Source organism: Rhodococcus sp. KBW08, assembly GCF_003852455.1.
Lineage (GTDB): Bacteria > Actinomycetota > Actinomycetes > Mycobacteriales > Mycobacteriaceae > Rhodococcus_F > Rhodococcus_F baikonurensis.
This window is the reverse complement of sequence record NZ_QAJJ01000018.1, coordinates 302,263-327,230: the sequence shown is the minus strand read 5'-3', so window position 1 is coordinate 327,230 and position 24,968 is coordinate 302,263. Positions and strand designations below refer to the sequence as shown.

The 24,968-nt window shown below is 63.4% G+C and carries 25 protein-coding genes; 10 read left to right on the top strand and 15 right to left on the bottom strand.

Annotated elements, in window-relative coordinates:
• Positions 1–1,227, bottom strand: coding sequence for a radical SAM family heme chaperone HemW (gene hemW / locus DBV08_RS25295; protein WP_124569253.1), 1,227 nt, complete (start codon positions 1,225–1,227; stop codon positions 1–3).
• Positions 1,228–1,745: 518 nt separating this feature from the next.
• Between hemW and DBV08_RS25285 the strand changes: the two genes are divergently transcribed.
• The 7 genes from DBV08_RS25285 (at position 1,746) to DBV08_RS25255 (ending at position 8,986) form a co-directional block, all read left to right on the top strand.
• Positions 1,746–3,476, top strand: a complete 1,731-nt coding sequence (locus tag DBV08_RS25285; protein WP_019749031.1) for a nitrite/sulfite reductase — start codon at positions 1,746–1,748, stop codon at positions 3,474–3,476.
• Entirely contained in the window at positions 3,473–4,186 is a 714-nt protein-coding gene (locus tag DBV08_RS25280) for a phosphoadenylyl-sulfate reductase (protein WP_042924073.1), read from the top strand. Before DBV08_RS25285 ends, DBV08_RS25280 begins: the two co-directional genes overlap by 4 nt.
• Positions 4,183–5,118: a sulfate adenylyltransferase subunit CysD gene (gene cysD / locus DBV08_RS25275; RefSeq protein WP_124569252.1), complete on the top strand. Its 936-nt coding sequence runs from the start codon at positions 4,183–4,185 to the stop codon at positions 5,116–5,118. The genes DBV08_RS25280 and cysD overlap by 4 nt, the downstream gene beginning before the upstream one ends.
• Positions 5,118–6,404 carry a sulfate adenylyltransferase subunit 1 gene (locus DBV08_RS25270; protein ID WP_095969758.1) on the top strand — a complete coding sequence of 429 codons (1,287 nt, stop codon included), beginning with the start codon at positions 5,118–5,120 and terminating at the stop codon, positions 6,402–6,404. Before cysD ends, DBV08_RS25270 begins: the two co-directional genes overlap by 1 nt.
• Positions 6,405–6,407: 3 nt before the next feature.
• The gene (locus DBV08_RS25265) at positions 6,408–7,163 is read left to right on the top strand and encodes a sirohydrochlorin chelatase (RefSeq protein ID WP_095969757.1); all 756 of its coding nucleotides are present in this window, start codon (positions 6,408–6,410) and stop codon (positions 7,161–7,163) included.
• A 94-nt stretch (positions 7,164–7,257) separates the two neighbouring features.
• Positions 7,258–8,034, top strand: coding sequence for a DUF998 domain-containing protein (locus DBV08_RS25260; RefSeq protein ID WP_095969756.1), 777 nt, complete (start codon positions 7,258–7,260; stop codon positions 8,032–8,034).
• A gap of 55 nt (positions 8,035–8,089) precedes the next feature.
• On the top strand, positions 8,090–8,986 hold the full coding sequence (locus DBV08_RS25255; RefSeq protein WP_124569251.1) for a universal stress protein: 897 nt from the start codon (positions 8,090–8,092) through the stop codon (positions 8,984–8,986).
• Positions 8,987–9,111: 125 nt separating this feature from the next.
• Here DBV08_RS25255 and DBV08_RS25250 read toward each other — a convergent pair whose 3' ends face one another.
• The 6 genes from DBV08_RS25250 to DBV08_RS25230 form a co-directional block, all read right to left on the bottom strand.
• Positions 9,112–10,161 carry a sulfate/molybdate ABC transporter ATP-binding protein gene (locus DBV08_RS25250; RefSeq protein ID WP_007731046.1) on the bottom strand — a complete coding sequence of 350 codons (1,050 nt, stop codon included), beginning with the start codon at positions 10,159–10,161 and terminating at the stop codon, positions 9,112–9,114.
• Positions 10,158–10,964 carry a sulfate ABC transporter permease subunit CysW gene (gene cysW / locus DBV08_RS25245; protein WP_003944503.1) on the bottom strand — a complete coding sequence of 269 codons (807 nt, stop codon included), beginning with the start codon at positions 10,962–10,964 and terminating at the stop codon, positions 10,158–10,160. The genes DBV08_RS25250 and cysW overlap by 4 nt, the downstream gene beginning before the upstream one ends.
• Positions 10,961–11,809, bottom strand: a complete 849-nt coding sequence (gene cysT, locus DBV08_RS25240; RefSeq protein ID WP_124569250.1) for a sulfate ABC transporter permease subunit CysT — start codon at positions 11,807–11,809, stop codon at positions 10,961–10,963. Before cysT ends, cysW begins: the two co-directional genes overlap by 4 nt.
• A gap of 7 nt (positions 11,810–11,816) precedes the next feature.
• On the bottom strand, positions 11,817–12,848 hold the full coding sequence (locus tag DBV08_RS25235) for a sulfate ABC transporter substrate-binding protein (RefSeq protein WP_003944569.1): 1,032 nt from the start codon (positions 12,846–12,848) through the stop codon (positions 11,817–11,819).
• Between the two features lie 196 nt (positions 12,849–13,044).
• Complete coding sequence (locus DBV08_RS33170) at positions 13,045–13,134, bottom strand: Ms4533A family Cys-rich leader peptide (RefSeq protein WP_309599318.1); 90 nt, start codon at positions 13,132–13,134, stop codon at positions 13,045–13,047.
• A gap of 123 nt (positions 13,135–13,257) precedes the next feature.
• A complete protein-coding gene (locus DBV08_RS25230; protein ID WP_003944489.1) occupies positions 13,258–13,464 on the bottom strand; it encodes a hypothetical protein in 207 nt (68 codons plus the stop codon).
• Between the two features lie 82 nt (positions 13,465–13,546).
• Between DBV08_RS25230 and DBV08_RS25225 the strand changes: the two genes are divergently transcribed.
• A complete protein-coding gene (locus tag DBV08_RS25225) occupies positions 13,547–15,505 on the top strand; it encodes a glycoside hydrolase family 15 protein (protein ID WP_003944557.1) in 1,959 nt (652 codons plus the stop codon).
• A 57-nt stretch (positions 15,506–15,562) separates the two neighbouring features.
• Here the strand turns inward: DBV08_RS25225 and DBV08_RS33005 are convergent, their stop codons facing one another.
• From DBV08_RS33005 to lepA, 4 genes are all read right to left on the bottom strand, one after another.
• Positions 15,563–16,192 carry an ABC transporter substrate-binding protein gene (locus DBV08_RS33005; RefSeq protein WP_260395750.1) on the bottom strand — a complete coding sequence of 210 codons (630 nt, stop codon included), beginning with the start codon at positions 16,190–16,192 and terminating at the stop codon, positions 15,563–15,565.
• Complete coding sequence (locus tag DBV08_RS33000) at positions 16,177–16,551, bottom strand: hypothetical protein (protein ID WP_260395749.1); 375 nt, start codon at positions 16,549–16,551, stop codon at positions 16,177–16,179. Before DBV08_RS33000 ends, DBV08_RS33005 begins: the two co-directional genes overlap by 16 nt.
• 71 nt (positions 16,552–16,622) lie before the next feature.
• Entirely contained in the window at positions 16,623–17,552 is a 930-nt protein-coding gene (locus DBV08_RS25215) for a nitronate monooxygenase family protein (protein ID WP_124569249.1), read from the bottom strand.
• 6 nt (positions 17,553–17,558) lie between these two features.
• Positions 17,559–19,451 carry a translation elongation factor 4 gene (lepA, locus tag DBV08_RS25210; RefSeq protein WP_124569248.1) on the bottom strand — a complete coding sequence of 631 codons (1,893 nt, stop codon included), beginning with the start codon at positions 19,449–19,451 and terminating at the stop codon, positions 17,559–17,561.
• 72 nt (positions 19,452–19,523) lie between these two features.
• Here lepA and DBV08_RS25205 point away from each other — a divergent pair, with 72 nt between their 5' ends.
• Positions 19,524–20,057 (top strand): type II toxin-antitoxin system PemK/MazF family toxin, encoded by a 534-nt coding sequence (locus tag DBV08_RS25205; protein ID WP_030536620.1) that lies wholly within the window; start codon positions 19,524–19,526, stop codon positions 20,055–20,057.
• 30 nt (positions 20,058–20,087) lie between these two features.
• Here DBV08_RS25205 and DBV08_RS25200 read toward each other — a convergent pair whose 3' ends face one another.
• The 4 genes from DBV08_RS25200 to DBV08_RS25185 are packed head-to-tail and all read right to left on the bottom strand — an operon-like array spanning position 20,088 to position 24,413.
• Positions 20,088–20,861, bottom strand: coding sequence for an aquaporin (locus DBV08_RS25200; protein ID WP_042952240.1), 774 nt, complete (start codon positions 20,859–20,861; stop codon positions 20,088–20,090).
• Positions 20,862–20,920: 59 nt separating this feature from the next.
• A complete protein-coding gene (locus tag DBV08_RS25195) occupies positions 20,921–21,751 on the bottom strand; it encodes a transglutaminase family protein (protein ID WP_095969749.1) in 831 nt (276 codons plus the stop codon).
• Positions 21,752–21,759: 8 nt separating this feature from the next.
• Complete coding sequence (locus DBV08_RS25190) at positions 21,760–22,731, bottom strand: alpha-E domain-containing protein (protein ID WP_095969748.1); 972 nt, start codon at positions 22,729–22,731, stop codon at positions 21,760–21,762.
• A 56-nt stretch (positions 22,732–22,787) separates the two neighbouring features.
• Entirely contained in the window at positions 22,788–24,413 is a 1,626-nt protein-coding gene (locus DBV08_RS25185; RefSeq protein WP_095969747.1) for a circularly permuted type 2 ATP-grasp protein, read from the bottom strand.
• A 197-nt stretch (positions 24,414–24,610) separates the two neighbouring features.
• On the opposite strand from DBV08_RS25185, the gene rpsT reads away from it, so the two are divergent.
• The gene (rpsT, locus tag DBV08_RS25180) at positions 24,611–24,871 is read left to right on the top strand and encodes a 30S ribosomal protein S20 (protein ID WP_003944567.1); all 261 of its coding nucleotides are present in this window, start codon (positions 24,611–24,613) and stop codon (positions 24,869–24,871) included.
• The last annotated feature ends 97 nt before the right edge of the window (positions 24,872–24,968 follow it).

Here is a 24,968-nt window from a genome sequence, read left to right as displayed (position 1 = left end):
TCAGGTCAGGATCGTGCGGATCACCGCATCGGCAAGTAGACGACCACGATCGGTGAGAACCACGTGATCGTTCTCGATCACGGCCAACCCGTCGACTACCACCTGTTCGGCCGAAAGTCGTTCGGATGCAGACAGTTCCGACAACGGAAGTCCCGTACGCAACCGTGCGGTCAACATGACGCGCTCCATGTGTTCGTCCTCGGGGGTCAGTTCTTCACTGCCGCCGACGGGAAGTTCACCGAGGGCCAACTGTTCCGCGTACCGCGCCGGGTGCTTGACGTTCCACCACCGCACTCCGCCGACGTGACTGTGCGCGCCCGGACCTGCGCCCCACCAGTCACCGCCGTCCCAGTAGCCGAGGTTGTGACGGCAGCGGGTGTCACCGGAGTCCGCGGTTTCCGCCTTTGCCCAGTTGGAGACCTCGTACCACTGCAAGCCTGCCTCGGACAGGCGTGAATCGATTCGTTCGTATCGCGAGGCCAGCACGTCGTCGTCCGGGGCGGGCAATTCGCCGCGCCGAACTTTTCGAGCCATGGCGGTGCCGTCCTCGACGATCAGCGCATAGGCCGAGACGTGGTCGACGTCGGCCGAGAGAACCGCATCGAGCGAGGCGTCCAGATCTTGGTCGCGCTCCCCCGGCGTTCCGTAGATCAAATCCAAGTTCACGTGCGAAAAACCAGCTGCACGAGCCTCTTTCGCGGCCGCAACGGCGCGGCCGGGAGTGTGCGTGCGGTCGAGGATCTTCAGAACGTGCTGGGCGGCAGACTGCATACCGAGGGAAATCCGAGTGAATCCGGCACTGCGGAGAGCACCGAAGAATTCCGGCGACGTCGATTCGGGGTTCGATTCCGTCGTCACTTCGGCGCCGGACGCCAGGCCGAAGCTGCTCCGCACCGCCGACAGCACGTCCGACAACCCGTCGCCGCCGAGCAGCGACGGCGTTCCACCGCCCACGAACACTGTCTCCGCTGCCGGGGCGCCCGTCATCTCGGCCGCGAGATCGAGTTCGCGTCGCAGGCCCTCCAACCACGACTGCGGCGAGGCCGAGGTTCCGAGCTCACCGGCTGTGTAGGTGTTGAAATCGCAGTACCCACACCTGGTGGCACAGAACGGGACGTGGATGTAGATCCCGAACGGCCGTTTCCCGACACCCTCGAGCGATCGCGCGGGCAAGGCGAAGGGCGTCGCCTCGCTCTGTCGAGTGGGAGTCGTGCTGGTGGCATTCACGCCTCCAGTGTCCCAGCATCCGGAACGCACACCTATTCAGCCTGCGATGCAGGTCGGCGCGTGGCCTGAACTCGATATTTCCCCCGTTTTTCGTGGAAATATGCGCCCGAGTCGGAATTATCGAGTTGACGTGGCACAATGGTCCGCATGACCGGACTCGGAGTGCGACTTGTGGCGCGTCGCCATGTCGACTTCAAGCGTGTGTGCAGCTCGTCGTGTCTGCACCTGTGTAGCTGTTGATCTTTCACTGATCTTCCAGCCTTTCCCGCTCATCTCCATCTGCTTCGCCAAAACACTCTCTGCAGAGACATGCCTTTTCAGGGACATGCCTTTTCAGGGACGCAGCTTCTCCAGCTGTTCGTTTTCGTGAGCACACCTGCCGGCCGCGAGCTTTCCGAGACCGAGGACAGCCCCCTCGATTTCCGACACGGACCGGTGCGTCCCGATCAGACACCGCCACAGTTCGTCGAAAGTGCGTGCCGCGTGCCGATCAACCGCCCAGATCCAGGAGTTCATCGATGACGTCGACCACCGACGCCGCCACACCCGCCGATTCGGCAGCACCCGCCGAAGCCCGGCCTGCACGCGCTGCGCGTCCCGCCAAGCGTCGCGCCGAAGGTCAGTGGGCCCTCGGTTATCGCGAGCCGCTCAACGCCAACGAGCAGGCCAAGAAGGACGACAACCCGCTCAACGTTCGGGCCCGCATCGAGAACATCTACTCCAAGCAGGGCTTCGACAGCATCGACAAGGGCGACCTTCGCGGCCGCTTCCGCTGGTGGGGTCTCTACACCCAGCGCGAAGAAGGCTACGACGGCACCTTCACCGGCGACGAGAACATCGACCTGCTCGAAGCCAAATACTTCATGATGCGCGTGCGTTGCGACGCCGGCGCTCTCAACGTCGAGCAGCTGCGCACCATCGCCGGCATCTCGAAGGAATTCGGCCGGAACACCGCCGACCTGTCCGACCGCGAAAACGTCCAGTTCCACTGGATCGAGGTCGAGAACGTCCCGGAGATCTGGAAGCGCCTCGAAGCCGTCGGACTCAAGACCACCGAAGCATGCGGTGACTGCCCCCGCGTCGTCCTCGGTTCTCCCCTGGCCGGCGAATCGCTCGACGAGGTCCTCGATCCCACCCCGGCGATCGACGAGATCGTGCGCCGCTACATCGGCGACCCCAAGTACTCCAACCTGCCGCGCAAGTTCAAGACCGCCATCTCCGGTCAGCAGGACGTCGTTCACGAGATCAACGACATTGCCTTCATCGGCGTGAACCACCCCGAGCACGGCCCGGGCCTCGACCTCTGGGTCGGCGGCGGACTGTCCACCAACCCGATGCTGGCGCAGCGCGTCGGCGCCTGGATTCCGCTCGACGAGGTCCCCGATGTCTGGGAAGGTGTCGTCTCGATCTTCCGTGACTACGGCTACCGTCGTCTGCGCGCGAAGGCAAGGCTCAAGTTTCTCATCAAGGACTGGGGCATCGAGAAGTTCCGCGAGGTTCTCGAGACCGAGTACCTGAAGCGCCCGCTCATCGACGGCCCGGCGCCGGAGAAGCCCAAGCGCCCGATCGATCACGTCGGCATCCAGAAGACCCGCAACGGCCACAACGCAGTCGGTTTCGCTCCGATCGCCGGCCGCGTCTCGGGAGACATCCTGGCTCAGGTCGCCGACGCCGCCGAGAAGGCCGGCAGCGACCGGATCCGCTTCACGCCGTACCAGAAGCTGATCATCCTCGACGTCGCCGACGAGACGCTCGAGCCGCTCATCGCCGATCTCGACGCGCTGGGCCTTCCCGCCCGTCCGTCGCACTGGCGCAAGAACCTGATGGCCTGCTCCGGCATCGAGTTCTGCAAGCTCTCGTTCGCCGAGACCCGCAAGCGTTCGCAGGTGCTCGTTCCCGAACTCGAGCAGCGTCTCGCCGACATCAACAGCCAGCTCGACGTGCCGATCACCATCAACATCAACGGTTGCCCCAACTCCTGCGCTCGCTCGCAGATCGCCGACATCGGCTTCAAGGGCCAGCTCGTCGACGACGGTGAGGGGAATCAAGTCGAGGGTTTCCAGGTTCATCTGGGAGGCAGCCTCGGATTCGACAGCGCCTTCGGACGCAAGCTGCGCCAGCACAAGGTCACCAGCGTCGAGATGGGTGACTACATCGACCGCGTCGTACGTCAGTTCGTGAAGAACCGCAACGAAGGTGAACGGTTCGCCGAATGGGCAGTGCGCGCAGACGAAGGAGATTTGCGATGACAGTGGACATTTCGCGAGCAACTGCCGACGAGCTTCGGTCCATCGCCGAGCGCGGTGCCGTGGAACTCGACGGCGCCAGCGCACAGGAACTGTTGCAGTGGACCGAGGACACGTTCGGTGACTCTTACATTGTTGCGTCGAACATGCAGGATGGGGTGCTGGTTCACCTTGCCGCACAAGTTCATCCGGGCGTCGACGTACTCTTCCTCGACACCGGCTACCACTTCCCCGAGACCATCGGCACGCGTGACGCGGTCGAGCAGGTCTACGGCGTCAACGTCATCAATGCACGCGCGCTGGCAAGCGTCGCCGAGCAGGACGTCGCCGAGGGCAAGGATCTGTTCGCCCGTGATCCCAACCGCTGCTGCGCATTGCGCAAGGTCGCACCCCTCAAGCAGACACTGTCCGGCTACAGCGCGTGGGTGACCGGCATCCGCCGCGTCGAAGCGCCCACCCGCGCCAACGCTCCCCTGATCTCCTTCGACGAGGCCTTCGGACTCGTGAAGATCAACCCGATCGCTCCGTGGTCGGACGAGGAGATGCAGAACTACATCGACACCAATTCCATCCTCGTCAATCCTCTTGTCGACGAGGGCTATCCGTCCATCGGCTGCGCACCCTGCACCAGCAAGCCAGCCCCCGGCAGCGATCCGCGTAGCGGTCGTTGGGCCGGTGCCTCCAAGACAGAATGCGGGTTGCACGCATCATGACAGTTGACTTGACACTTTCACGTCCTCAGCTCGACGGCACACAGTTCGATACTCTCGACGCCCTCGAGTCCGAAGCGATCCACATCTTCCGAGAGGTGGCCGGCGAGTTCGAACGCCCGGTCATTCTCTTCTCGGGCGGTAAGGACTCCACCGTGCTGCTGCATCTGGCGATCAAGGCCTTCTGGCCTGCGCCGCTGCCGTTCACCCTGCTGCACGTCGATACCGGCCACAACCTGCAGGAAGTTCTCGACTTCCGCGACCACGTCGTGGCGAAGTACAACCTGCGCCTGCACGTGGCGAGCGTCGAGGAGTACATCGCGGACGGTCGCCTCACCGAGCGCCCCGACGGTATTCGCAACCCGCTGCAGACCGTTCCGTTGCTGGACGCGATTTCCGAGAACCGCTTCGACGCCGTCTTCGGTGGCGCTCGCCGCGACGAGGAGCGCGCCCGCGCCAAGGAGCGAATCTTCTCGCTGCGCAACGCTTTCGGCCAGTGGGATCCCAAGAAGCAGCGCCCGGAACTGTGGAACCTCTACAACGGTCGCCACTCCCCCGGCGAGCAGGTGCGCGTCTTCCCGCTCAGCAACTTCACGGAGCTGGACATCTGGCGTTACATCGCTCGCGACAACGTCGAACTCGCCAGCATCTACTACGCCCACCAGCGTCCGGTGTACCAGCGCGACGGCATGTGGATGACCCCCGGAGTCTGGGGTGGTCCGGCTGACAGCGAAGAGCTGCAGACCCTTTCGGTGCGTTACCGCACCGTCGGCGACGGTTCGACCACCGGCGCTGTTCTCTCCGATGCGGCTGACAACGAAGCGATTCTCGCCGAGGTTGCAGCATCACGTTTGACCGAGCGCGGCGCGACCCGTGGCGACGACCGAGTTTCCGAAGCGGCCATGGAAGACCGCAAGCGAGAGGGCTACTTCTGATGAGCGATCTGCTCAGACTGGCAACTGCCGGCAGTGTCGACGACGGAAAGTCCACCCTCGTGGGCCGCCTGTTGTACGACACGAAATCCGTTCTCGCCGACCAGATCGACGCCGTGACCCGGGCGTCGGTGGACCGCGGTCTCGACACCCCTGACCTCTCACTGCTGGTGGACGGTCTGCGCGCCGAGCGTGAGCAGGGCATCACCATCGACGTGGCGTACCGCTACTTCGCGACCCCCAAGCGCACCTTCGTGCTGGCCGATACACCGGGCCACGTGCAGTACACCCGCAACACGGTGTCCGGTGCCTCGACGGCTCAGCTCGTGATCCTGCTGGTCGATGCCCGCAAGGGTGTCATCGCGCAGACTCGTAGGCACGCAGCGGTTCTGGCGTTGCTCGGTGTCCCGAAGCTCGTGCTCGCCGTGAACAAGATCGACCTCGTCGAGAACCCGGAAGAGGTCTTCACCTCGATCTCCGCCGAGTTCAACGAACTCACCAGCTCACTGGGCTGGGCAAGCGAAGACGTCGTCGAGATCCCGGTGTCGGCACTGCACGGTGACAACGTCGCCATCCGCTCCGACAAGACCCCGTACTACACCGGCCCCACGCTGATCGAGCACCTCGAGTCGATTCCGGTCGACGCCGAGCCGCATCGCGTCGGCCTGCGCTTCCCGGTGCAGTACGTGATCCGCCCCCGCACCGCCGAGTTCCTCGACTACCGGGGATACGCCGGTCAGGTCGCTGCCGGTTCCGTCGTACCCGGCGACGAAGTGGTGATCCTGCCTTCGGGTACGCGCACCACCGTTACTCGTATCGACACGGCCGACGGTGAACTGGATGTCGCCCACGCGGGACGCAGTGTCACACTGATCCTGGCCGACGACGTCGACGTATCCCGCGGCGACACCATCGCCTCGCCGTCTGACGCACCCGAGCCGATCGGCGAATTCGACGCCACCGTCTGCTGGCTGGCCGAGAAGCCGCTGCGCCCCGGTGCACGCTTGCTGCTCAAGCACGGCACGCGCACGACGCAGGCCATCGTCGGCAGCTTGGTGGAGCGATTCAACGAGCAGGATCTCACCACGGATCAGGGCCCGGAAACGCTCGAGCTCAACGAGATCGGCAAGATCTCGATCCGGGTGGCCGAGCCGATCGTGGCCGACGACTACGCCGTCAATCGCCACACCGGCAGCTTCCTGCTGATCGATCCCGCCGGTGGAAACACTCTCGCCGCAGGCCTCGTCGGCGACGTCATTTCCGCTGTCGAATTGGGCGAGCGCGTCTAGACGATGGTTCCGCTCATTGCTGTTGCTCACGGCAGCCGTGATCCCCGTTCTGCTCGGGTGATCACGGCTGCCGTAGCGGCTCTTCGTGAAGCCCGGCCAGACCTCGATGTCCGGCTGGCGTTTCTCGATCTCAATGCACCGTCCATCGATCAGGTCCTGGACGGAGTTGCACACGACGGCCATACTCACGCCGTTGTTGTTCCGATGCTGCTGGGCAACGCCTTCCATGCTCGGGTAGATCTGCCGGGACTCTTGGCCGCTGCCGCGGTACGCCACCCCCAACTGACCGTGTTCCAAGCAGACGTACTGGGTCGCGATGCTCGGCTGATCGAAGCGGTGCGCGAGCGAATTCTCGAAGCAGGTGCACGGCCGGATGATCCGTCGGTCGGTGTCGCTCTCGCGGCAGTCGGCTCGTCCGACGCGCGCGCCAATGCCGCGACCTCAGAATTGGCCTCCACGCTTCTGACCGGAACCAACTGGTCGGGTGTTCGAATCTGTTTCGCCACGTCTGCGGAACCGACAGTTGCCCAGGCGATCTCCGCTCTCGAGCAGGACGGCGCAGAACGCGTTGTCGTCGCACCGTGGTTCTTGGCTCCCGGCCTGCTGACCGATCGACTCAGCGCTGCCGCAGCAACGGCGTGTCCGCGCGCGCGTTTCGCCGACACGATCGGTGGGCACTCTCTACTGATCGAAACGATGATCGACCGTTACCGACAAGTCGCTGATGCACTACCCGACCGTCTGGTCCGCTCCGCCTGATCCGGTTTCACAGGCCGTTATCAGATTGTTACCGTAGTGTTGGATCTGTCCAGCCCGCGAAGGTACCTCCTTCGCCTGCGAAACAGATCTTTGGGTGCAATCCCCTCAGAGCGCCGCGAGAGGGAACACCATCACTCACAATCTTCGCCTCGGCACAGCCGGCATCGCATGGGTCCTGTCGGTGCTTTACCTGCTTGTCGAAATCTTCACGGCCGGAGCCTGGAAGACGCCGTACAGCTTCGCGCGTGACTCCATCAGTTCACTGGGTGTGACGACATGCAGCGTGGATTCGTGTTCGCCGATGCACGACGTCATGAACGCGGCTTTCATGATCCTCGGTGCGCTCACCATCCTCGGTGCGGCCTTGCTACACAAGTACATTCCGGACGGTCGTGCGAAGAAGTGGATTCTCGGTCTTGCCGTCGTCGTTGCATTGAGCACCGCGGCTACCGGACTCTTCCCGGCCAACGACGGGACCTTCGTTCACTGGACCGCAGTACTTCCAGGCTTCGTCGCCCGTCATGCCGTACTCGTACTCATGGCAATTCAGTTCTGGAAGCACAGCAAGTGGATCGCAGTGTGGTCAGGACTGTGCGCAGCAACCGGAATCGTCGGCGCCGTACTGCTTCTCGGACGAACCCTCACCTTCGGCTTGGGTGAACGCCTGACGCTGTACCCACTACCGATGTGGATGGCTGTCACCGGCGTCGCAGCTCTGCTCGCGTTGATGCGCCGAACCGTGTTGAAGAACGTGGAACTGACACTGCCTGGTAACGGATTCATCACCGCTCTGTTGTCGTTGCGCCCGCGTCGATCTCGCGCAGCGGTACCTACCGACGTTCTCGCCCCACGGGAGCTGACCAGTTTGTAGCGAACCTGGGGTGAGCAGGGACACACTGGTAGGGAGGCGACGCGAGGAGACTTCCATGACCAGTGCATCTGTTCGACACGGAATCGTGGCCGGTATCGACGGCTCGGCAAGCGCGGTCAACGCCGCGAGGTGGGCAGCCTCGGCTGCAAAGAGATTCGACGAACCACTGCGGCTGACCCACGTGCTGCCAGGACAACCCGAGTCCGGTGGCGGTACCAACGTCACCGACGAAGAGATGTTCGACCACCACCTTCGCGTCGAGGGTGCAAAGTTACTCGACGAGGCCGAGGACGCCATTCGCGACGATCACACCGACGTCACCGTCGAACGCGGCCTCGTGACCGGCACTCCCGCAACCACACTCGTCGAACTTTCGAAGTCCGCTCGCATCGTTGCACTTGGTCAGGCCGGTACCAGCGAAATGCAATCGGTGTTTCTCGGTTCCGACACCATTCGAGTGGTCAACCGGGCGCACTGCCCCGTGGCGGTGTTCCGCGGTACCGGCGAGCGCGCGGTAGCCGACACCAGGCCCATCGTCGTCGGCGTCGACGGAAGCAAGCTCAGCGAACTCGCCGTCGCGCATGCTTTCGAGTTTGCCGCGTTCCTCGGCGCGCCCTTGGTTGCGGTCCACACCTGGAACGAGCACGCCTCGCTCGGCGGGTACTCCGAAGCCAGGCGCTTCGTCGACTGGGGACCGTACGAACAGCATGAGCACGCTCTGCTGTCCGAGTGCCTCGCCGGCTGGACGGAGAAGTACCCCGATGTCGACGTCACCCGGAGTGTCCAGCGCAGCGGACCGATGAAGGCACTGCTCGAGCATTCAGCGGAAGCGCAACTCGTAGTCGTCGGTAGCCACGGCCGCAGCCCGTTCATGGCGTCGATAGTCGGATCGACCAGTCAGAGCCTCATCCACCACGCCCAATGCCCGGTCCTCGTCTGCCGCGAGGGCTGAACTCGTTTCGCTGTTTCCCGACCCCCGGTTCTGAGCGAACGGCACGTTCGGCGCCATCAGGAGACCGAAAGTGCCGTTCGCTCAGCTATGGGTGGGGGTAGAACTGGGCAATCAGGGCGAGCAGGTCATACCTGGCCGACGACACTCACCGTGACCGGCTCCTGCACCGGCGTCGACACCGGTGTCTCCGGCAGATCCGGCACCCGGGTTGCCCGGGCGTACACCGTCTCCCCCGCCTCGAGATGCAGCGCTGCACTGTCACCGCGCGTGACCTGAGCCGAGAAGAGCTCACCGGTTGCCTCGTTGCGCAGGTCCACGCGAACCTCGAAGCCGAGGTACACGACGCGCTCGACGGTGGCGCGTGTGACGCCGAGGGACTCGGCCGTACCCGATTCCTGAGCGAGAGCCATGCTCGGATCGCGGCCGAGGCGGATGTCGTGCGGACGAACCAGCTGCCCGTTGAGCTTCGCGACGGATCCGAGGAAGGACATCACGAAGTCGTTCGACGGGCGGTCGTACAGGTCGGCTGGTTCGCCGATCTGCTCGATCCGACCCTTGTTCAGCACCGCGATACGGTCTGCCACGTCGAGAGCCTCCTCCTGGTCATGGGTGACCAGAACGGTGGTGACGTGCACCTCGTCGTGCAGACGACGCAACCAGGTGCGCAGGTCGGCACGAACCTTCGCGTCGAGCGCGCCGAAGGGCTCGTCGAGCAGAAGCACCTGCGGGTCGACAGCCAGAGCGCGCGCCAACGCCATGCGCTGACGCTGACCACCGGACAGCTGCGCCGGGTACCGATGCTGAAAGCCGTCGAGGCCGACGATCCCCAGTAGTTCGTTGACCTTCTTCTCGATCTCCGGCTTCGGGCGCTTGCGGATCTTGAGCCCGAACGCCACGTTGTCCCGCACCGTCATGTGCTTGAACGCCGCGTAGTGTTGGAACACGAAACCGATGTCTCGCTTCTGCGGCGAGACGCCGGTGACGTCCTTGCCTGCGATGGTGATGGTTCCCGAATCGAGTTCTTCGAGCCCTGCGATCGAACGCAGCAACGTCGACTTTCCCGAGCCACTGGGCCCGAGCAATGCCGTCAACGAACCCGAGGGAATGTTGACCGTCACGTCGTCGAGCGCCGCGAAATCACCGTAGTTCTTGCGGGCCCCGGTCACTGTGATCATGTGGTGCTCCTCTTACGGTCCAGCAGCGTCATCAGCAACAGGACAATGATGGCGATGCCCATCAGCAGCGTTGCCGCCGAATACGCACCAAAGGTGTTGTGGTCGTCGATGTATCGCGAATGCACCAGCAATGTCAGTGTCTGGGATACCCCGGGGAAGCCGGAAGAGACCATGATGACTGCGCCGAATTCACCGAGCGAACGCGCCACCGTCAACACGATTCCGTATGTCAGGCCCCAGCGGATCGCGGGCAAGGTGATCCGCCAGAACGTCTGCCAGCCCGAGGCACCGAGCGTCGCGGCAGCTTGTTCCTGCTCGTCGCCGATCTCGTGAAGTACAGGTTCGACTTCCCGGACGACGAAGGGCAGCGTCACGAAAATCGTCGCGATCACCATGCCGGGCAAACCGAAGATGACCTTGAACCCCAACGATTCGATGCCGCCGAACCAACCGTTGGCACCCCACAGAAGGATCAACGACACACCGACGACGACGGGCGAGACTGCGAAGGGCAGGTCGACCACCGACTGCAGTACGCCCCGCCCCGGGAAACGCCCACGCACGAGCGCCAGAGCCGTGACCACACCGAACACGACATTGATCGGGACCACGATCGCCACGATGATCAGCGAAAGATTCAGCGCCGAGATCGCTGCCGGCGTCGTGATCGATTCGAGGAACGGGCCGATTCCGTTCTCGAACGTTCGCGTCAGGATCACGCCGATCGGCACGACCAACAACACGAACAAGTAGACGAGAGCGATGGTCCGCAGACCGATTTTCGATCCTCTGGACACGTTCATCGGGAACTCTCCTCACGTCGCTGTCCCCGCGAAGCGAAGATTCGCAGGACGAACAACGTCACGAATGCGATGGCGAGCAACGCCACCGAGACGGCAGCGGCGTTGGTAGGCCGATCGATCTCGATCTGCTGCTGAATGAACTGCGACGTCATCTGGGTCACGCGTGGGATATTGCCGCCGATCAGGACGACCGAACCGTATTCACCGATCGCGCGGGCAAACGCGAGCCCCGCGCCGGAGATGACAGCAGGCGCCAGCGTCGGAAGAACGACCGAGCGGAAGATCGTCCAGTTGGAAGCGCCCAAGGACGCAGCGGCCTCCTCGACTTCGCGGTCAACCTCCATCAGCACCGGCTGCACCGAACGGACGACGAATGGCAAGGTCACGAAAGCCAGAGCCACGATCAGTCCGGGCTGGGTTGCGTTGAGGTGGATGTCGATCGGCGACTGCGGTCCGTAGAGGGACAGCAACACGATCGACGCCACGATCGTCGGCAGAGCGAACGGCAGATCGATCATCGAGTTGACGATGCGCTTGCCCGGGAACTCGTCCCGGACCAGGACCCACGCGATGATCGTGCCCATCACGACGTTGATCAGTGCCACGATGATCGAGACGAACAACGTCACGCGTAGCGACGCCAAAGCAACGGGTGCGGTGACGGCGTCCCAGAATCCGGAGATCCCCTCGTCGAACGCCGTGGCGGTCAACGCGGCGAGCGGCAGCAGAACGATCACGGAGAGCCACAGGGTGGCGACACCGATTCCGAGCGGCCCCACACTCCCCGTGACCCGCGCGAGTTTTCGCCGACGAGCCACGGGGGTGGGGTCGATAGTGTCAGTCACGTCAGTCTTACTTGGTCGCGTTGTCGTAGATCACTGCGATCGAACCGGTGTCCTTGGTGAACAGGGCACTGTCCACGGCCTTCCAGCCACCGAGGTCTGCGATCGTCCACAGCTTGGTCGGCTCGGGGAACTTGTCGGTGAACTTGGCAGCGACTGCGGGATCGACGGGACGGAATCCTGCCTCGGCCCAGAGCGTCTGGCCCTCGGTCGTGTACAGGTAGTCCTTGAACGCGGTCGCCTTGTCGAGGACCTTGCTGTTCGAGATCACGGCAACGGGGTTCTCGATCTTGAAGGTCGTGGGCGGGGTGACGTGCTCGACCGGGTCGCCGTTGCCTTCGATGAACAGTGCCTCGTTCTCGTAGCTGATCAGAACGTCACCGCTGCCCTGCAGGAAGGCTTCCGAAGCCTCGCGTCCCGACTTGGGCTGGATCTTGACATGATCGTTGACCAGGGCGGTGACGTAGTCGAGGCCCGCTTGCGGGTTCTTGCCACCGTCACTCTTTGCGGCGTAGGGCGCCAAGAGGTTCCACTTGGCCGAGCCGGAACTGAAGGGGTTCGGCGTGACTACCTCGAGGCCGGGCTGGAGCAGGTCGTCCCAGTCCTTGATGCCCTTCGGGTTGCCCGGACGGGTCACGATGGTGACTACCGATCCGAACGGAATTCCGTTGTAGGCGTCCTGGTTCCAGTTCTGATCGACCAGACCGGCATCGACCAGACGGGTGATGTCGGGCTCGACGGAGAAGTTGACGAAGTCTGCCTCGGCGCCGTCCTTCACCTTGCGCGACTGGTCGCCCGAGGCGCCGTACGAAGGATTGAAGTTGACGTTCTTGCCCTCGTCGGTCGCCTGGAAGGCTGCGGTGAGCTTGTCGAAGCCAGGCTTCGGCACGGCGTAGGCGAACAGGTTGATCGTGCCGGCGCTACCGTCGCTGGCGGCGCTGTCACCACCCACGGTGTCGCTCGAGCCACCACTGCACGCTGTGAGTACCACGGCCCCCATGGTCGCGATAGCAGTGAGAAGTGTGCGGGAACGGCGTTTCATTGCAGATACCTTCCTGAAAGGACTGACAAACGAGGGTTGGTCAAACGACAAGTCCGAGACCTCTGGGGCTGATTCCATCGGGATGTTCAGACATGGAGAGCCGACGGGCAATGAGCCCTGAATCGGGGGCGCGAGTTACGCGCAGAGAAGTTCGAGTGGGGTGCGCAGCACCACCGGAGAGGTCGAACTCAGGAAATCAACAACAGGCGACGTCAGCGACGTCGAGCATGCCGACAGCAATCAACGCCAACTGGTGGCGGATTACGGGAGCTGTTGCTTCGGACACGCGGTGGACTTTAGCAGAGCACCGGCGCCCGCTCTAATCGGGAGAACTAACGGGTGAGAAGCCACGCGACGATCACGAGGAGAATCAGGGCGATCAGGGCGAGAGTGACCCGTGAGCGGGGCATCAGCTTTCCTCTACTTCTCGAGAATTCCTACGCAACCAGCCGAAGAGCGGCAGAGCGAGCACGGCGGCCAACGCGCGATCCAGACCGATGGCCACCAGGCGGCACAGCGGAACGACGACGATCAGGACCAACGCGACCTGCGGGATGAACGGGAGTCCCGCCATCCACAGCTCGAAGCTGTCCCACCAATCCGCTATCCGGTCCACGCCAACACCCTATCCTTCGGGCGACGAGGTCCCGACAGCGTGTGGATTGGACGTGTGTCGATTCTGGCCGGATGATGGCCGAATGAGTGCTGACGACGAAGTGGTGCAGACGATTCCTCCCGCCTCCACGGGTCACCATCGAAGCAACTTTCCCCCGATCGACGACTACGCGTTTCTTTCCGATTGCGAAACCTCGTGCCTGATTGCCCGTAACGGATCTGTCGAGTGGATGTGCGTTCCCCGCCCGGACTCCCCCAGCGTGTTCGGAGCCATCCTCGACCGCAGCGCAGGCCATTTCCGTATCGGCCCTTACGGCCAGAACGTGCCCGCGGCAAGACGCTATCTCCCGGGTGGACTGATCCTCGAGACCACCTGGCAGACCGAGACCGGCTGGCTCGTCGTCCGTGACGCCCTGGTTCTCGGCCCGTGGCACAACGTCGACAAGCGATCGAACACCCACAAGCGCACACCGACCGACTGGGATGCCGAACACACCCTTCTCCGTACGGTCAAATGTGTCAGCGGCACCGTCGAACTCGAGATGAGCTGCGAGCCCGCGTTCGACTATCACCGCGGCACGGCGAATTGGGAGTACACCGGAAAGGTCTACGAAGAGGCGACGGCAACGTGTCGCTCCGCAAAGCCTGGAGACCATCCCACTCTGCGCTTGACCACCGACCTACGACTGGGTCTGGAAGGTCGTGAGGCACGGGCCCGAACACGGCTGGTCGAAGGCGACAACGTCTACGTCGCGCTCTCGTGGTCGGATCTTCCCGCGCCGCAGACGTTCGACGAGGCCGCCGACAAGATGTGGCAGACATCCAAGTCGTGGCGCGAGTGGGTCACGATCGGCAAGTTCCCCGATCACCCGTGGCGCGGATACCTGCAGCGCAGTGCGCTCACACTCAAGGGCCTCACCTACGCACCGACCGGAGCCCTCCTCGCAGCTTCGACGACCTCGCTACCGGAAACACCAGGCGGAGAACGTAACTGGGACTACCGCTACGCGTGGGTTCGCGACTCCACTTTTGCACTGTGGGGCCTCTACACGCTCGGGTTGGACCGTGAGGCCAACGACTTCTTCAACTTCATCTACGACGTGTCGAGTTCGGACAACGGTCAGCCGCACCCCTTGCAGGTGATGTACGGGATCGGCGGCGAGCGCACGCTCGAGGAATCCGAACTCAACCATCTGTCCGGCTACGACGGCGCCCGTCCGGTGCGTATCGGCAACGGGGCGTTCGATCAACAGCAGCACGACATCTGGGGCACCATGCTCGACTCGGTGTACCTCCACATCCGTACCCGCGAGCGTGTCCCCGAAGCACTGTGGCCTCTGCTCAAGAAGCAGGTCGAGGAAGCGATCAAGCACTGGCGCCAACCCGACCGCGGGATCTGGGAGGTGCGCGGTGAACCGCAGCACTTCACGTCGTCGAAGATCATGTGTTGGGTTGCACTCGATCGCGGTGCCAAGCTCGCAGAGATGCAGGGCGAGAAGAGCTTTGCGCAGCAATGGACGGCCATCGCGGACGAGATCAAGGCCGATATCCTTGCGCACGGAGTCGACTCGCGTGGAGTTCTGACGCAGCGCTACGGGCATGATTCACTCGACGCGTCGCTCCTGTTGGCACCGCTGCTGCGCTTCCTGCCGGCCGACGACCCGCGTATCCGGGCGACAGTGCTGGCGATCGCCGACGAGCTCACCGAGGAGGGGCTGGTCCTGCGCTACCGCGTCGACACCACCGACGACGGATTGAGCGGCGAGGAGGGCACGTTCACCATCTGTTCCTTCTGGCTCGTCTCCGCCCTCGTCGAGATCGGCGAGCTGGATCGGGCAAAGCATCTCTGCGAGCGCCTGCTCGGGTTCGCGAGCCCGCTCAAGCTGTACGCGGAGGAGATCGACGCCCACACCGGTCGTCATCTGGGTAACTTCCCGCAGGCGTTCACACACCTGGCGCTGATCAACGCCGTGGTCCACGTGATCCGTGCCGAGGAAGCTGCCGAGGCCGGAGCTTTCCAGCCCGCGCACAACGCAACCTAGACCCCCTGCTGTGCGCCTTTATTAACCGCCCGCGGTTAATAAAGGCGCACAGCAGGTCTAGCCGGCCACCGCTTCGAGCTGCGGCGTGATCGATTCGAGTGAGTACTTCACCGACAGCGACGACGGAGTGTTCAGCCCGGCAACAGTCGGATAGTCCACGATGGCCAGACCGCCGTTCTTGACTGCGGGGAGGTCAGCGAATCCCGGCAACTTCATCATGTCGCCCAGCGTTCCTCCGTTCGGCAGCAGCACCACTACATCGGCACTCAGACTGTCGACTCGTTCCGGGCTGAGCATCAGCCGTCCACCGGTGACGCCGGCCTCTTCGACCAGCTTGGGCGGCAACGACATTCCCAGACGCGTGAACAGTCCCGATGCACCGTCCTTGGGATCGGCGACGATCACCAACTGCGACGTCGGGAAGACGTACTGCGACAAAAGAGCGGTCTTACCCTTCAGCCCGGGAAGTCGCTGTGCGAGCGCGTCGATCTGCCCGTTTGTCGCCTCGACGATCTCGTCGGCTCGCGACTCCTTGTCGAGAACTCGACCGAGAATCTCCACCTGGTCCTGCCACGGATCGACCTGGACCTCGGACAGACCCGCAATTGTCGGAGCGATCTTGCTCAACTGATCAAAATCGTCCTGATCGGCGACGGAGAACCCGCCGAGAATCAGATCGGGATCCAAGGCTGCAATTCTTCGGCTTTGAGCGGGACACCGAACTGCTGGATCGCCGAGCGATCGAGTTCCTTCGCCGACGCGTCCACGCCGCTTTCCCACGGGAACAGGCCACGCTCGTCGCCCATCGGTCCGGCGGACAGGTAACCCACCGGCTGGATTCCCAGCTCGAGCAGAGCGTCGAGCCACTGGGTGTCGGCCGCGACGATGCGCGTCGGCGTCCCGGTGATCGTGGTGGCGCCGAACTTGTGATCGATCGTGGTGACCCGACCGTCCGCGATCTCGTCGGCGTCCGAAGACGAACAACCGCTGATACCCACGACCAGTGCTCCCAAGAGCGCCACTGCCGAGAACTTCATCGCACGCACGAAAATACTCCTCCACTAGTTAGTAGAGGCTTACCTTCTCATATGGGACCCGGCCGTGTCCGACCTTGCTTTCAGGCAAAACGAGCGAGCAGACGCTCCGCATCGGCGCCGATGCGTCGAACCACGTCTCCGGCAGGATGGGCTCCGTGCACGAGTCCGACTGCTTCTCCGGCATAGACGACTCCACTGTGCGGGTCCGACGGGTCGTACGCCTGTGCCAGCGTTTCGTCGTCGGCGTCGACTCCGTCCCAGGCTGCGGTGAACTCGTTGGCCACAGCACGGCCACCCCACCGCGAGGGCCACGGCTGACTGCGAGCACGGTCGAAAACGGAGGTGTAGACGGTGTCCGCACTTCCGGCTTCGACGACGCGGTCGCGGGCATATCCCGGGCCGACCGTCTCCGGACTGGCGAGCAGCGCCGTTCCGATCATCACGCCGTCGCCGCCGGCAGCCAGAACCGCGGCCAAACCGCGGCCGGTCCCGATTCCACCGGCTGCCAGAACCGGAAGTGACGTCGCTTCGAGGATCTCCTGCAGCAGCGGCAAGGTTCCGATCCGGCCGGTGTGGCCGCCTGCCTCACCGCCCTGTGCGATCACCGCGTCGACACCTGCGGCCTCGACGATGCGAAGGTCCTCGAGCGTATTAATCTGGGACACAACGGGAATGCCCGCCTCGTGGATACGTCCGACATACGCGGCGGGATCACCGAACGACAAGGTGATCATGGTCGGCTCGACGGCAATTGCCGCATCGAGCATCAACTCGTTCTCGGGCAGCGACCACGTCATCAGGCCGACGCCGAATTTTCCGGCGGCGGTCCGAGCGACTTCGGCTTCCGCTTCGATCCACTCCGGCGTGTTGTACCGGGCCGCGCCCAGCAGACCCAAACCGCCGGCCGCCGACACGGCTCCGGCGAGCGCGCCACCCGCGCGGCCACCCATGGGTGCCCCGAGAACGGGGATATCGATTCCGAACTCTCGGGACAACCAGGTGGTGACCATGCGCTCCTACTTCTTGGGCTTCTCGCCGACCGATTCCGACGTCAGGGCTGCGACGAATGCTTCCTGAGGCACCTCGACGCGTCCGATGGTCTTCATGCGCTTCTTGCCTTCCTTCTGCTTCTCGAGCAGCTTGCGCTTACGGCTGATGTCGCCGCCGTAGCACTTGGCAAGAACGTCCTTGCGAATCGCGCGAATGTTCTCGCGCGAGATGATCTTGGCGCCGATCGCGGCCTGGATGGGAACCTCGAACTGCTGGCGCGGGATCAGCTCACGCAGCTTCGACGTCATGCGTCCGCCGTAAGCACCGGCGTTGGAGCGGTGCACGATCGACGAGAACGCGTCGACGGCCTCGCCCTGCAGAAGGATGTCGACCTTCACGAGGTCAGCCTGCTGCTCACCGGCCTCCTCGTAATCGAGGCTGGCGTATCCCTTGGTGCGGGACTTGAGGGCGTCGAAGAAGTCGAACATGATCTCGCCCATGGGCAGTTCGTAGCGCAGCTCGACGCGAGTCTCGGAGAGGTAGTCCATACCGCCGAGCTCACCGCGACGGGACTGGCACAGCTCCATGATGGCGCCGACGTACTCGCTCGGCGCGATGACGGTGCACTTGGCGACGGGCTCGTAGACCTCGCGAACCTTGCCTTCCGGCCAGTACGACGGGTTGGTGACGATGACCTCGGCCCCGTCCTCCATCACGACGCGGTAGACGACGTTGGGCGCAGTGGAAATCAGTTCGAGGCCGAACTCGCGCTCGAGGCGGTCGCGGGTGATCTCCATGTGCAGCAGGCCGAGGAAGCCGCAGCGGAAGCCGAAGCCGAGGGCCACCGACGTCTCCGGCTCGTACGCCAGGGCCGCGTCGTTGAGACGGAGCTTGTCGAGAGCGTCACGCAGAACCGGGTAGTCCGAGCCGTCCATCGGGTAGAGGCCGGAGTAGACCATCGGCTTGGGGTCGCGGTAGCCGACCAGCGGTTCGGTCGCGCCGTTGCGGGTTGTGGTGACGGTGTCACCGACGCGCGACTGGCGGACGTCCTTCACACCCGTGATGAGGTAGCCCACCTCGCCGACGCCCAGACCGATACTGGCCTTCGGCTCGGGCGAGATGATGCCGACCTCGAGCAGTTCGTGTGTGGTGCCCGTGGACATCATCGTGATCTTCTCGCGGGGACGGATCCGACCGTCGACCACACGCACGTAGGTGACCACGCCGCGGTACGCGTCGTAGACGGAGTCGAAGATCATCGCGCGAGCGGGACCGTCAGAGTCGCCGACGGGCGCGGGCACCTGCTTGATCACCTCGTCGAGCAGTTCCTTGACGCCCATGCCGGTCTTGCCCGAGACGCGCAGGACATCGCCGGGCTCGCAGCCCGTGATGTGCGCGATCTCTTCGGCATAGCGGTCGGGATCCGCGGCCGGGAGGTCGATCTTGTTGAGGACGGGAATGATCTTGAGATCCTTCTCCATCGCCAGGTAGAGGTTGGCCAGCGTCTGAGCCTCGATGCCCTGAGCAGCGTCGACCAGCAGAATTGCGCCCTCACACGCTTCGAGCGCACGGGAGACCTCGTACGTGAAGTCGACGTGGCCGGGAGTGTCGATGAGGTGGAGGACGAACTCTTCGCCGTCGACGGTCCAGGGCAGACGAACGTTCTGGGCCTTGATGGTGATGCCGCGTTCACGCTCGATGTCCATGCGGTCCAGGTACTGCGCACGCATCGCCCGCTCTTCGACCACACCGGTGAGCTGAAGCATGCGATCTGCCAGCGTCGACTTACCGTGATCGATGTGCGCGATGATGCAGAAGTTCCGGATCTGCGCAGGATCCGTGAACGTCTTGTCGGCGAAGCTGCTGATGGGAGACCCCTTAGTCGGACCGGCACCGGCCCGGATCCGGGCCACTGTCAACCCTCAGGATATCCAAGTCTCGGCGCCGCCGTACCAGGGGTTCCCACGGGCGGGTGATTATGCTCGAACGCTATGGCAAGCATGTGGAAGCAGATCGGCAGAACCCTCGGCGCCCTCGCGGTGGAGAAGGGGCCTGCACTGCTGCGCCAGTTGCAGTCGTCCACATCTCAGTCGTCTGCCTCGAAGCCGGGTCCGTCGGGCCGCCCGATCGCCGCGCGGACGTCTCCGACCGCGCATCGCGCCCGCAAGGTGGAGTACTCCCCCGACCTCGACGGCAAGGCCGATCCCGGCGAGATCGTCTGGACCTGGGTTGCCTACGAGGAGGATCCGACCCAGGGCAAAGACCGTCCGGTGCTGGTCGTCGGCCGCGACGGCGACACGCTGCTCGGTTTGATGTTGTCTTCACAGAGCAAGCGCGAGGGTGAACGTGACTGGCTCGCAATCGGTTCGGGCCCGTGGGACGGCGAAGGCCGGCCAAGCTGGGTTCGGCTCGACCGGGTACTCGATGTTCCCGAGAGCGGAATACGCCGGGAGGGCGCAGTCATGGATCACAAGAAGTTCGACGCGGTCGCGGCAAAACTTCGGGCCGACTTCAGCTGGAGCTGAAGCCGACCCGAAGGATGGAAGCAGTCTCGATCAGCTGTCCATACGGTTGAACCGTCCGAAGAGTGCTCGATAGATGAGTGCACCGAGTGCGCCGCCGATCAGCGGGAACACGATGAACAACCACACCTGACCCAGTGCGCCGTCCTGGAACGGCGCGACAGCGAGGCTTCGAGCGGGGTTGACGGAGGTGTTGTCGATCGGGATCGAGATCAGGTGGATCACGGCCAGGGTGAAGCCGATGGACACTCCGGCAAGCGGTACGTCCGAGATCTGATCGGTCGACGCGAGAACGACGAAGACGAGCAGAGCGGTCAGGAGAATCTCGATGATCATGGCGGCACCGATGCCGTAACCGTCGGAAACCACCTGTCCGAGAAGATTCTTCTCGGCCGAAGGACTGTGCGCGCCCCAACCGTTTGCGCCCAGTCCGTCTGCGGCACGGTTGTACGCCGGGAGACTGTTCGCAACCGTGTAGATCACGACGCCGGCGACCAAGCCGCCGATCACCTGCGCGACAACGTAAATCGCCGCATTGACGGCCGAGATGCGCCCGATCACGAATTGGCCGAGAGTCACTGCCGGGTTGACGTGGCAACCGGAAATCGGTCCGATCGCATATACGAGGAACAGCAGGGTCAAGCCGAATGCGAAGGCAACTCCGAGATTGCCGACTTTCGCTCCTGCGAAGACGGCAGTTCCGACTGCGGAGAACACGAGCACAAATGTTCCCACCGCTTCGGCCGCATACTTCTTCACATCCGAGATCGGTTCGATCTCAGTCAATTCCTGTGCAGTTGGAGACATATTCCCACCTTCTTCTCATCGAACGGTAGTAATGCTCACGCGCCTAGATTTGCCGGACTTTACGCAAGCCTGGTGATCTCCACAACAACTTCGAGATCTGTGGAGCGACCGCCGGAAAAGATTCCCTTCAAAGGCGGCACATCCGAATAGTCCCTTCCTATTCCCACCGAGACGTGCTGTTCATTCACAGCTATCGCATTGGTCGGGTCGTATCCCCACCACGCGCCGGTCCACGCCTCGATCCACGCGTGCGATTCCCCGACCACCGTGTCCCCGACTGCCGCATCACGTTTGGGGTGGAGATAGCCGGAAACATAACGACACGGTATGCCCATCGTTCGAAGCAATACCAAGGTCAGATGCGCATAATCCTGGCAGACACCTTTCCTGGCCGACCAGGCCTCGACCGCCGACGTGTGCACTCCGGTCGTACCCGGAACATATGACATTTCGCCGTAAACCCATTGCGACGCAGCGACTACTGCATCTTCAGGTGATTTATCTTTGCGCAATTCTTTGGCAATTGTCGCCAGCTTCCGATCACGCGGAACATATCTCGTGAAACTCAGTTGCTCGTTGAATCGATCTTTAATCGCTTCACCCGACAATTCATCCCAGTCGACGGTTTCCTCGGGTTGAACGAACGGTTCGGTCTCCACTACCGACAGACCGGTCACTTCCAGCTCCGTGTGCGGCGCGTGCAAGTCGAATGCGGTCACCGCGGTACCCCAGTAATCGGTGTACCGGTAGGACCGCGTTGCCGGTTGCGTTTCGACGCGCGTGAGAATCACCGTCTGCCTGGTGTCACCGCGAGGCGTCAATCGCGCTTCGTTGTACGACGACGTCACCGGGGCGTCGTACGCATATCCCGTGGTGTGCACGACCCTCATTCGCCAGCTCACAGCTCTCCCTCCACCGTCGAATCCGCATACGCGGCGCCGGCATCCGTCCATGCGACCCACGGCGCAGCGTGGAAGTACTGCAAAGCAATTGCCTCACCCAGTTCGCGGCAGGTTTCCTGCCAACCGAGCAATCGCCCCTGCAGATCCTCGAGCAACACGCCCTGCGGCAGAAACTCCAGCTCGCTGCGCGCGCGGCCGAGAAGCCGCGGCGCCTCAGCCCGGATTCCGACGCGACTGCCCGGCTGCGGGTCGAGTTCCTGCAGGCACTTCTCGGCCTGCCTGATCGAGTGGAACACCGAGCGCGGAAAGAGCCTGTCCAACAAGATGAACTCGACCACCCGATTGGCGTCGAGCGCTCCGCGATACGTACGCAGATATGTGTCGTGCGCACCCGCCGAGCGCAGCACACTGACCCACGCCGGCGAGGACGGGCGGTCACCGGCGCGCGCCAGGAGCATCCGCACGATCATGTCGACACGTTCGATCGACCTGCCAAGCAGAAGGAACCGATAACCGTCGTCGCGGCTGAGCGTGGAATCCGCCAGGCCCGCGAACATCGCTGCGCGTTCTTCCACGTAGCGGAAGAACTCGTGCGGCCCCAGCCTGCGTGACGCGCGTTCACGCTCGGCCAGTCCGTTGTACGTGGTGTTCAGGCACTCCCACATCTCACTCGACGTCACCTCACGCGCTCCGCGCGCGTTCTCCCGCGCACTTGCCAGCGAGTCCACGATCGAACCAACCTGATTGCGGCTGAACGCAACCAGATCGGTGAGCGAGCGTACGTCGAGCTTCTCCTCCGGCGCTTCGATGCCGAGGACACGCAGGAGCAGACGCGACGTGCGGTCCGGGTCGACGGTGGCGTCGTCGAGCAGTTGGTGGACGGCGACGTCGAGGATTCGAGCGGTGTCGTCGGCGCGCTCGACGTAGCGGCCGATCCAGTAGAGGGACTCTGCGTTGCGAGCAAGCATCGGTCACCACGCTCCGTTCGCTGATAGTTCTTGGTAGCTGGGCACTTCTGAGGTGTTCACTGCTGTTGCTGTTGTTGTTGTTGTGACGTGCTCAGTTCGGGGCCCTGCACCGGTTCCGCGGATTCCGGGGGCTCGGACACCAGTTCCTCACCGGAGAGCTCAGGATCCTCGTCGGAGGTGCGGCTTGCGAGCACCCACGTGTCCTTGCTTCCTCCGCCCTGGCTCGAGTTGACCACCAGCGAACCTTCCGGAAGCGCCACCCGGGTCAGGCCGCCGGGCAACACCCACACGTCCTCACCGTCGTTGACCGCAAAGGGTCGCAAGTCCACGTGTCGCGGCGAGAGAACGTCGTCGATCTTGGTCGGCACCGTGGACAACTGCACGAGAGGCTGCGCGATCCACCCGCGCGGGTCTGCCTTGATCTTGCGGGTGATCGCAGCCAGTTCCTTGGGGCTCGCGTCGGGCCCGAAGACGATTCCGTAGCCGCCGGACCCTTCCACCGGCTTGATGACGAGTTCGGCGACGCGGTCGAGGACCTGCTCGCACTCCTCGTCCAACCAACAGCGGAATGTGTCGACGTTCTGCAAGAGCGGCTTCTCGCCGAGGTAGTAGTCGATGATCTGCGGAACGTAGGTGTAGACGAGTTTGTCGTCACCGACTCCGTTGCCGACGGCACTCGAGATCACCACGTTGCCCGCTCGGGCCGCATTCAGCAGGCCGGCAACGCCGAGAATCGAATCCGGACGGAAGTGCATCGGGTCGAGATACTCGTCGTCGATGCGGCGATAGATGACGTCGACCTGGCGCTCGCCCTCCGTCGTTCGCATGTACACCATGTTGTCGCGGCAGAACAGGTCGCGACCTTCGACGAGTTCCACGCCCATCTGACGAGCGAGCAACGAGTGCTCGAAGTAGGCGGAATTGGCGATACCCGGTGTGAGAACAACCACTGTCGGGTCCGCTTCGTTGAGTGCAGCACCCGCGCGCAGCGCCCTGAGCAAGTGTGTTGCGTAATCACCGACCGCCCGCACCTTGTGGGACATGAACAGATCCGGGAACACCCGAGTCATCGTGCGACGGTTCTCCATCACGTAGGAGACGCCGGACGGAGATCGCAGGTTGTCCTCGAGAACTCGGAACTCTCCGGCCTCGTCTCGGACCAGGTCGATACCCGCGACATGGATACGCACACCGTTGGGCGGAACGATGCCGGCCGCTTCACGATGGAAGTGCTCACACGAGGTGACCAGGCGGCGAGGCAGGACGTGATCGCGCAGGATTCGCTGCTCGCCGTAGATGTCCGCAAGGAACAGCTCGAGTGCCTTCACACGCTGCTTGATGCCCTTTTCCAGGCGCGACCACTCCTGCGCGGCAATGACGCGTGGCACCAGATCCAACGGAAAGGGTCGTTCCTGCCCGGACAGCGAGAACGTCACGCCCTGATCGATGAATGCGCGTCCGAGCGCGTCTGCGCGCGCGGCGAGGTCGGCGCTGCTCGTCGGCGCCAGGGCTTTGTACACACCCTTGTACGGAGCACGCACCGAGCCGTCGGGCTCGAACATCTCGTCGAAAGCCAACTCGTAGCGACCGATGTCTGAATATCCGTCGAACACTGCAGCAGGACGCGCTCGGGTGGTGGTCGAACCTGTTTTACTCGAACTTTTCGAAGGCGGCGGCGTCATAGGGCAACATGCTGCTACAAGTGGGGCTATTCGGCAGCGCGGCGAGAAATCGGGCGCTCGGTGTACTCTTCTCGACAGACGCAACGTGCGACGGTTTGGGTTCTTGGGCCCTCGGCTGGTAATCTTGCCAGTCGGTGCATCAGTGCGCCCACAGCTTTCTCGACCGTAACCAGCTAAAGACGACAAGGATTTTACGCGTGGCCAACATCAAGTCCCAGGTGAAGCGAATCCGTACCAACGAGGCGGCCCGACTCCGTAACCAGTCGGTGAAGTCCTCGCTGCGTACCGCGATCCGTTCATTCCGCGAGGCTGCGGCAGCCGGTGACAAGGACAAGGCCAACGAGCTCCTCGTCTCCACCAGCCGCAAGCTCGACAAGGCAGCCAGCAAGGGCGTCATTCACGCCAACCAGGCTGCCAACAAGAAGTCTGCACTCTCGCAGGCTGCCAACAAGCTCTGACGTTTCCACTGTGACGGTTCGCCGTCATATTGGTTCGTCTCGATAGCCGCCAGGTCGAAAGACCAGGCGGCTATTTTGCGTGTCCGATCGGGCCGAC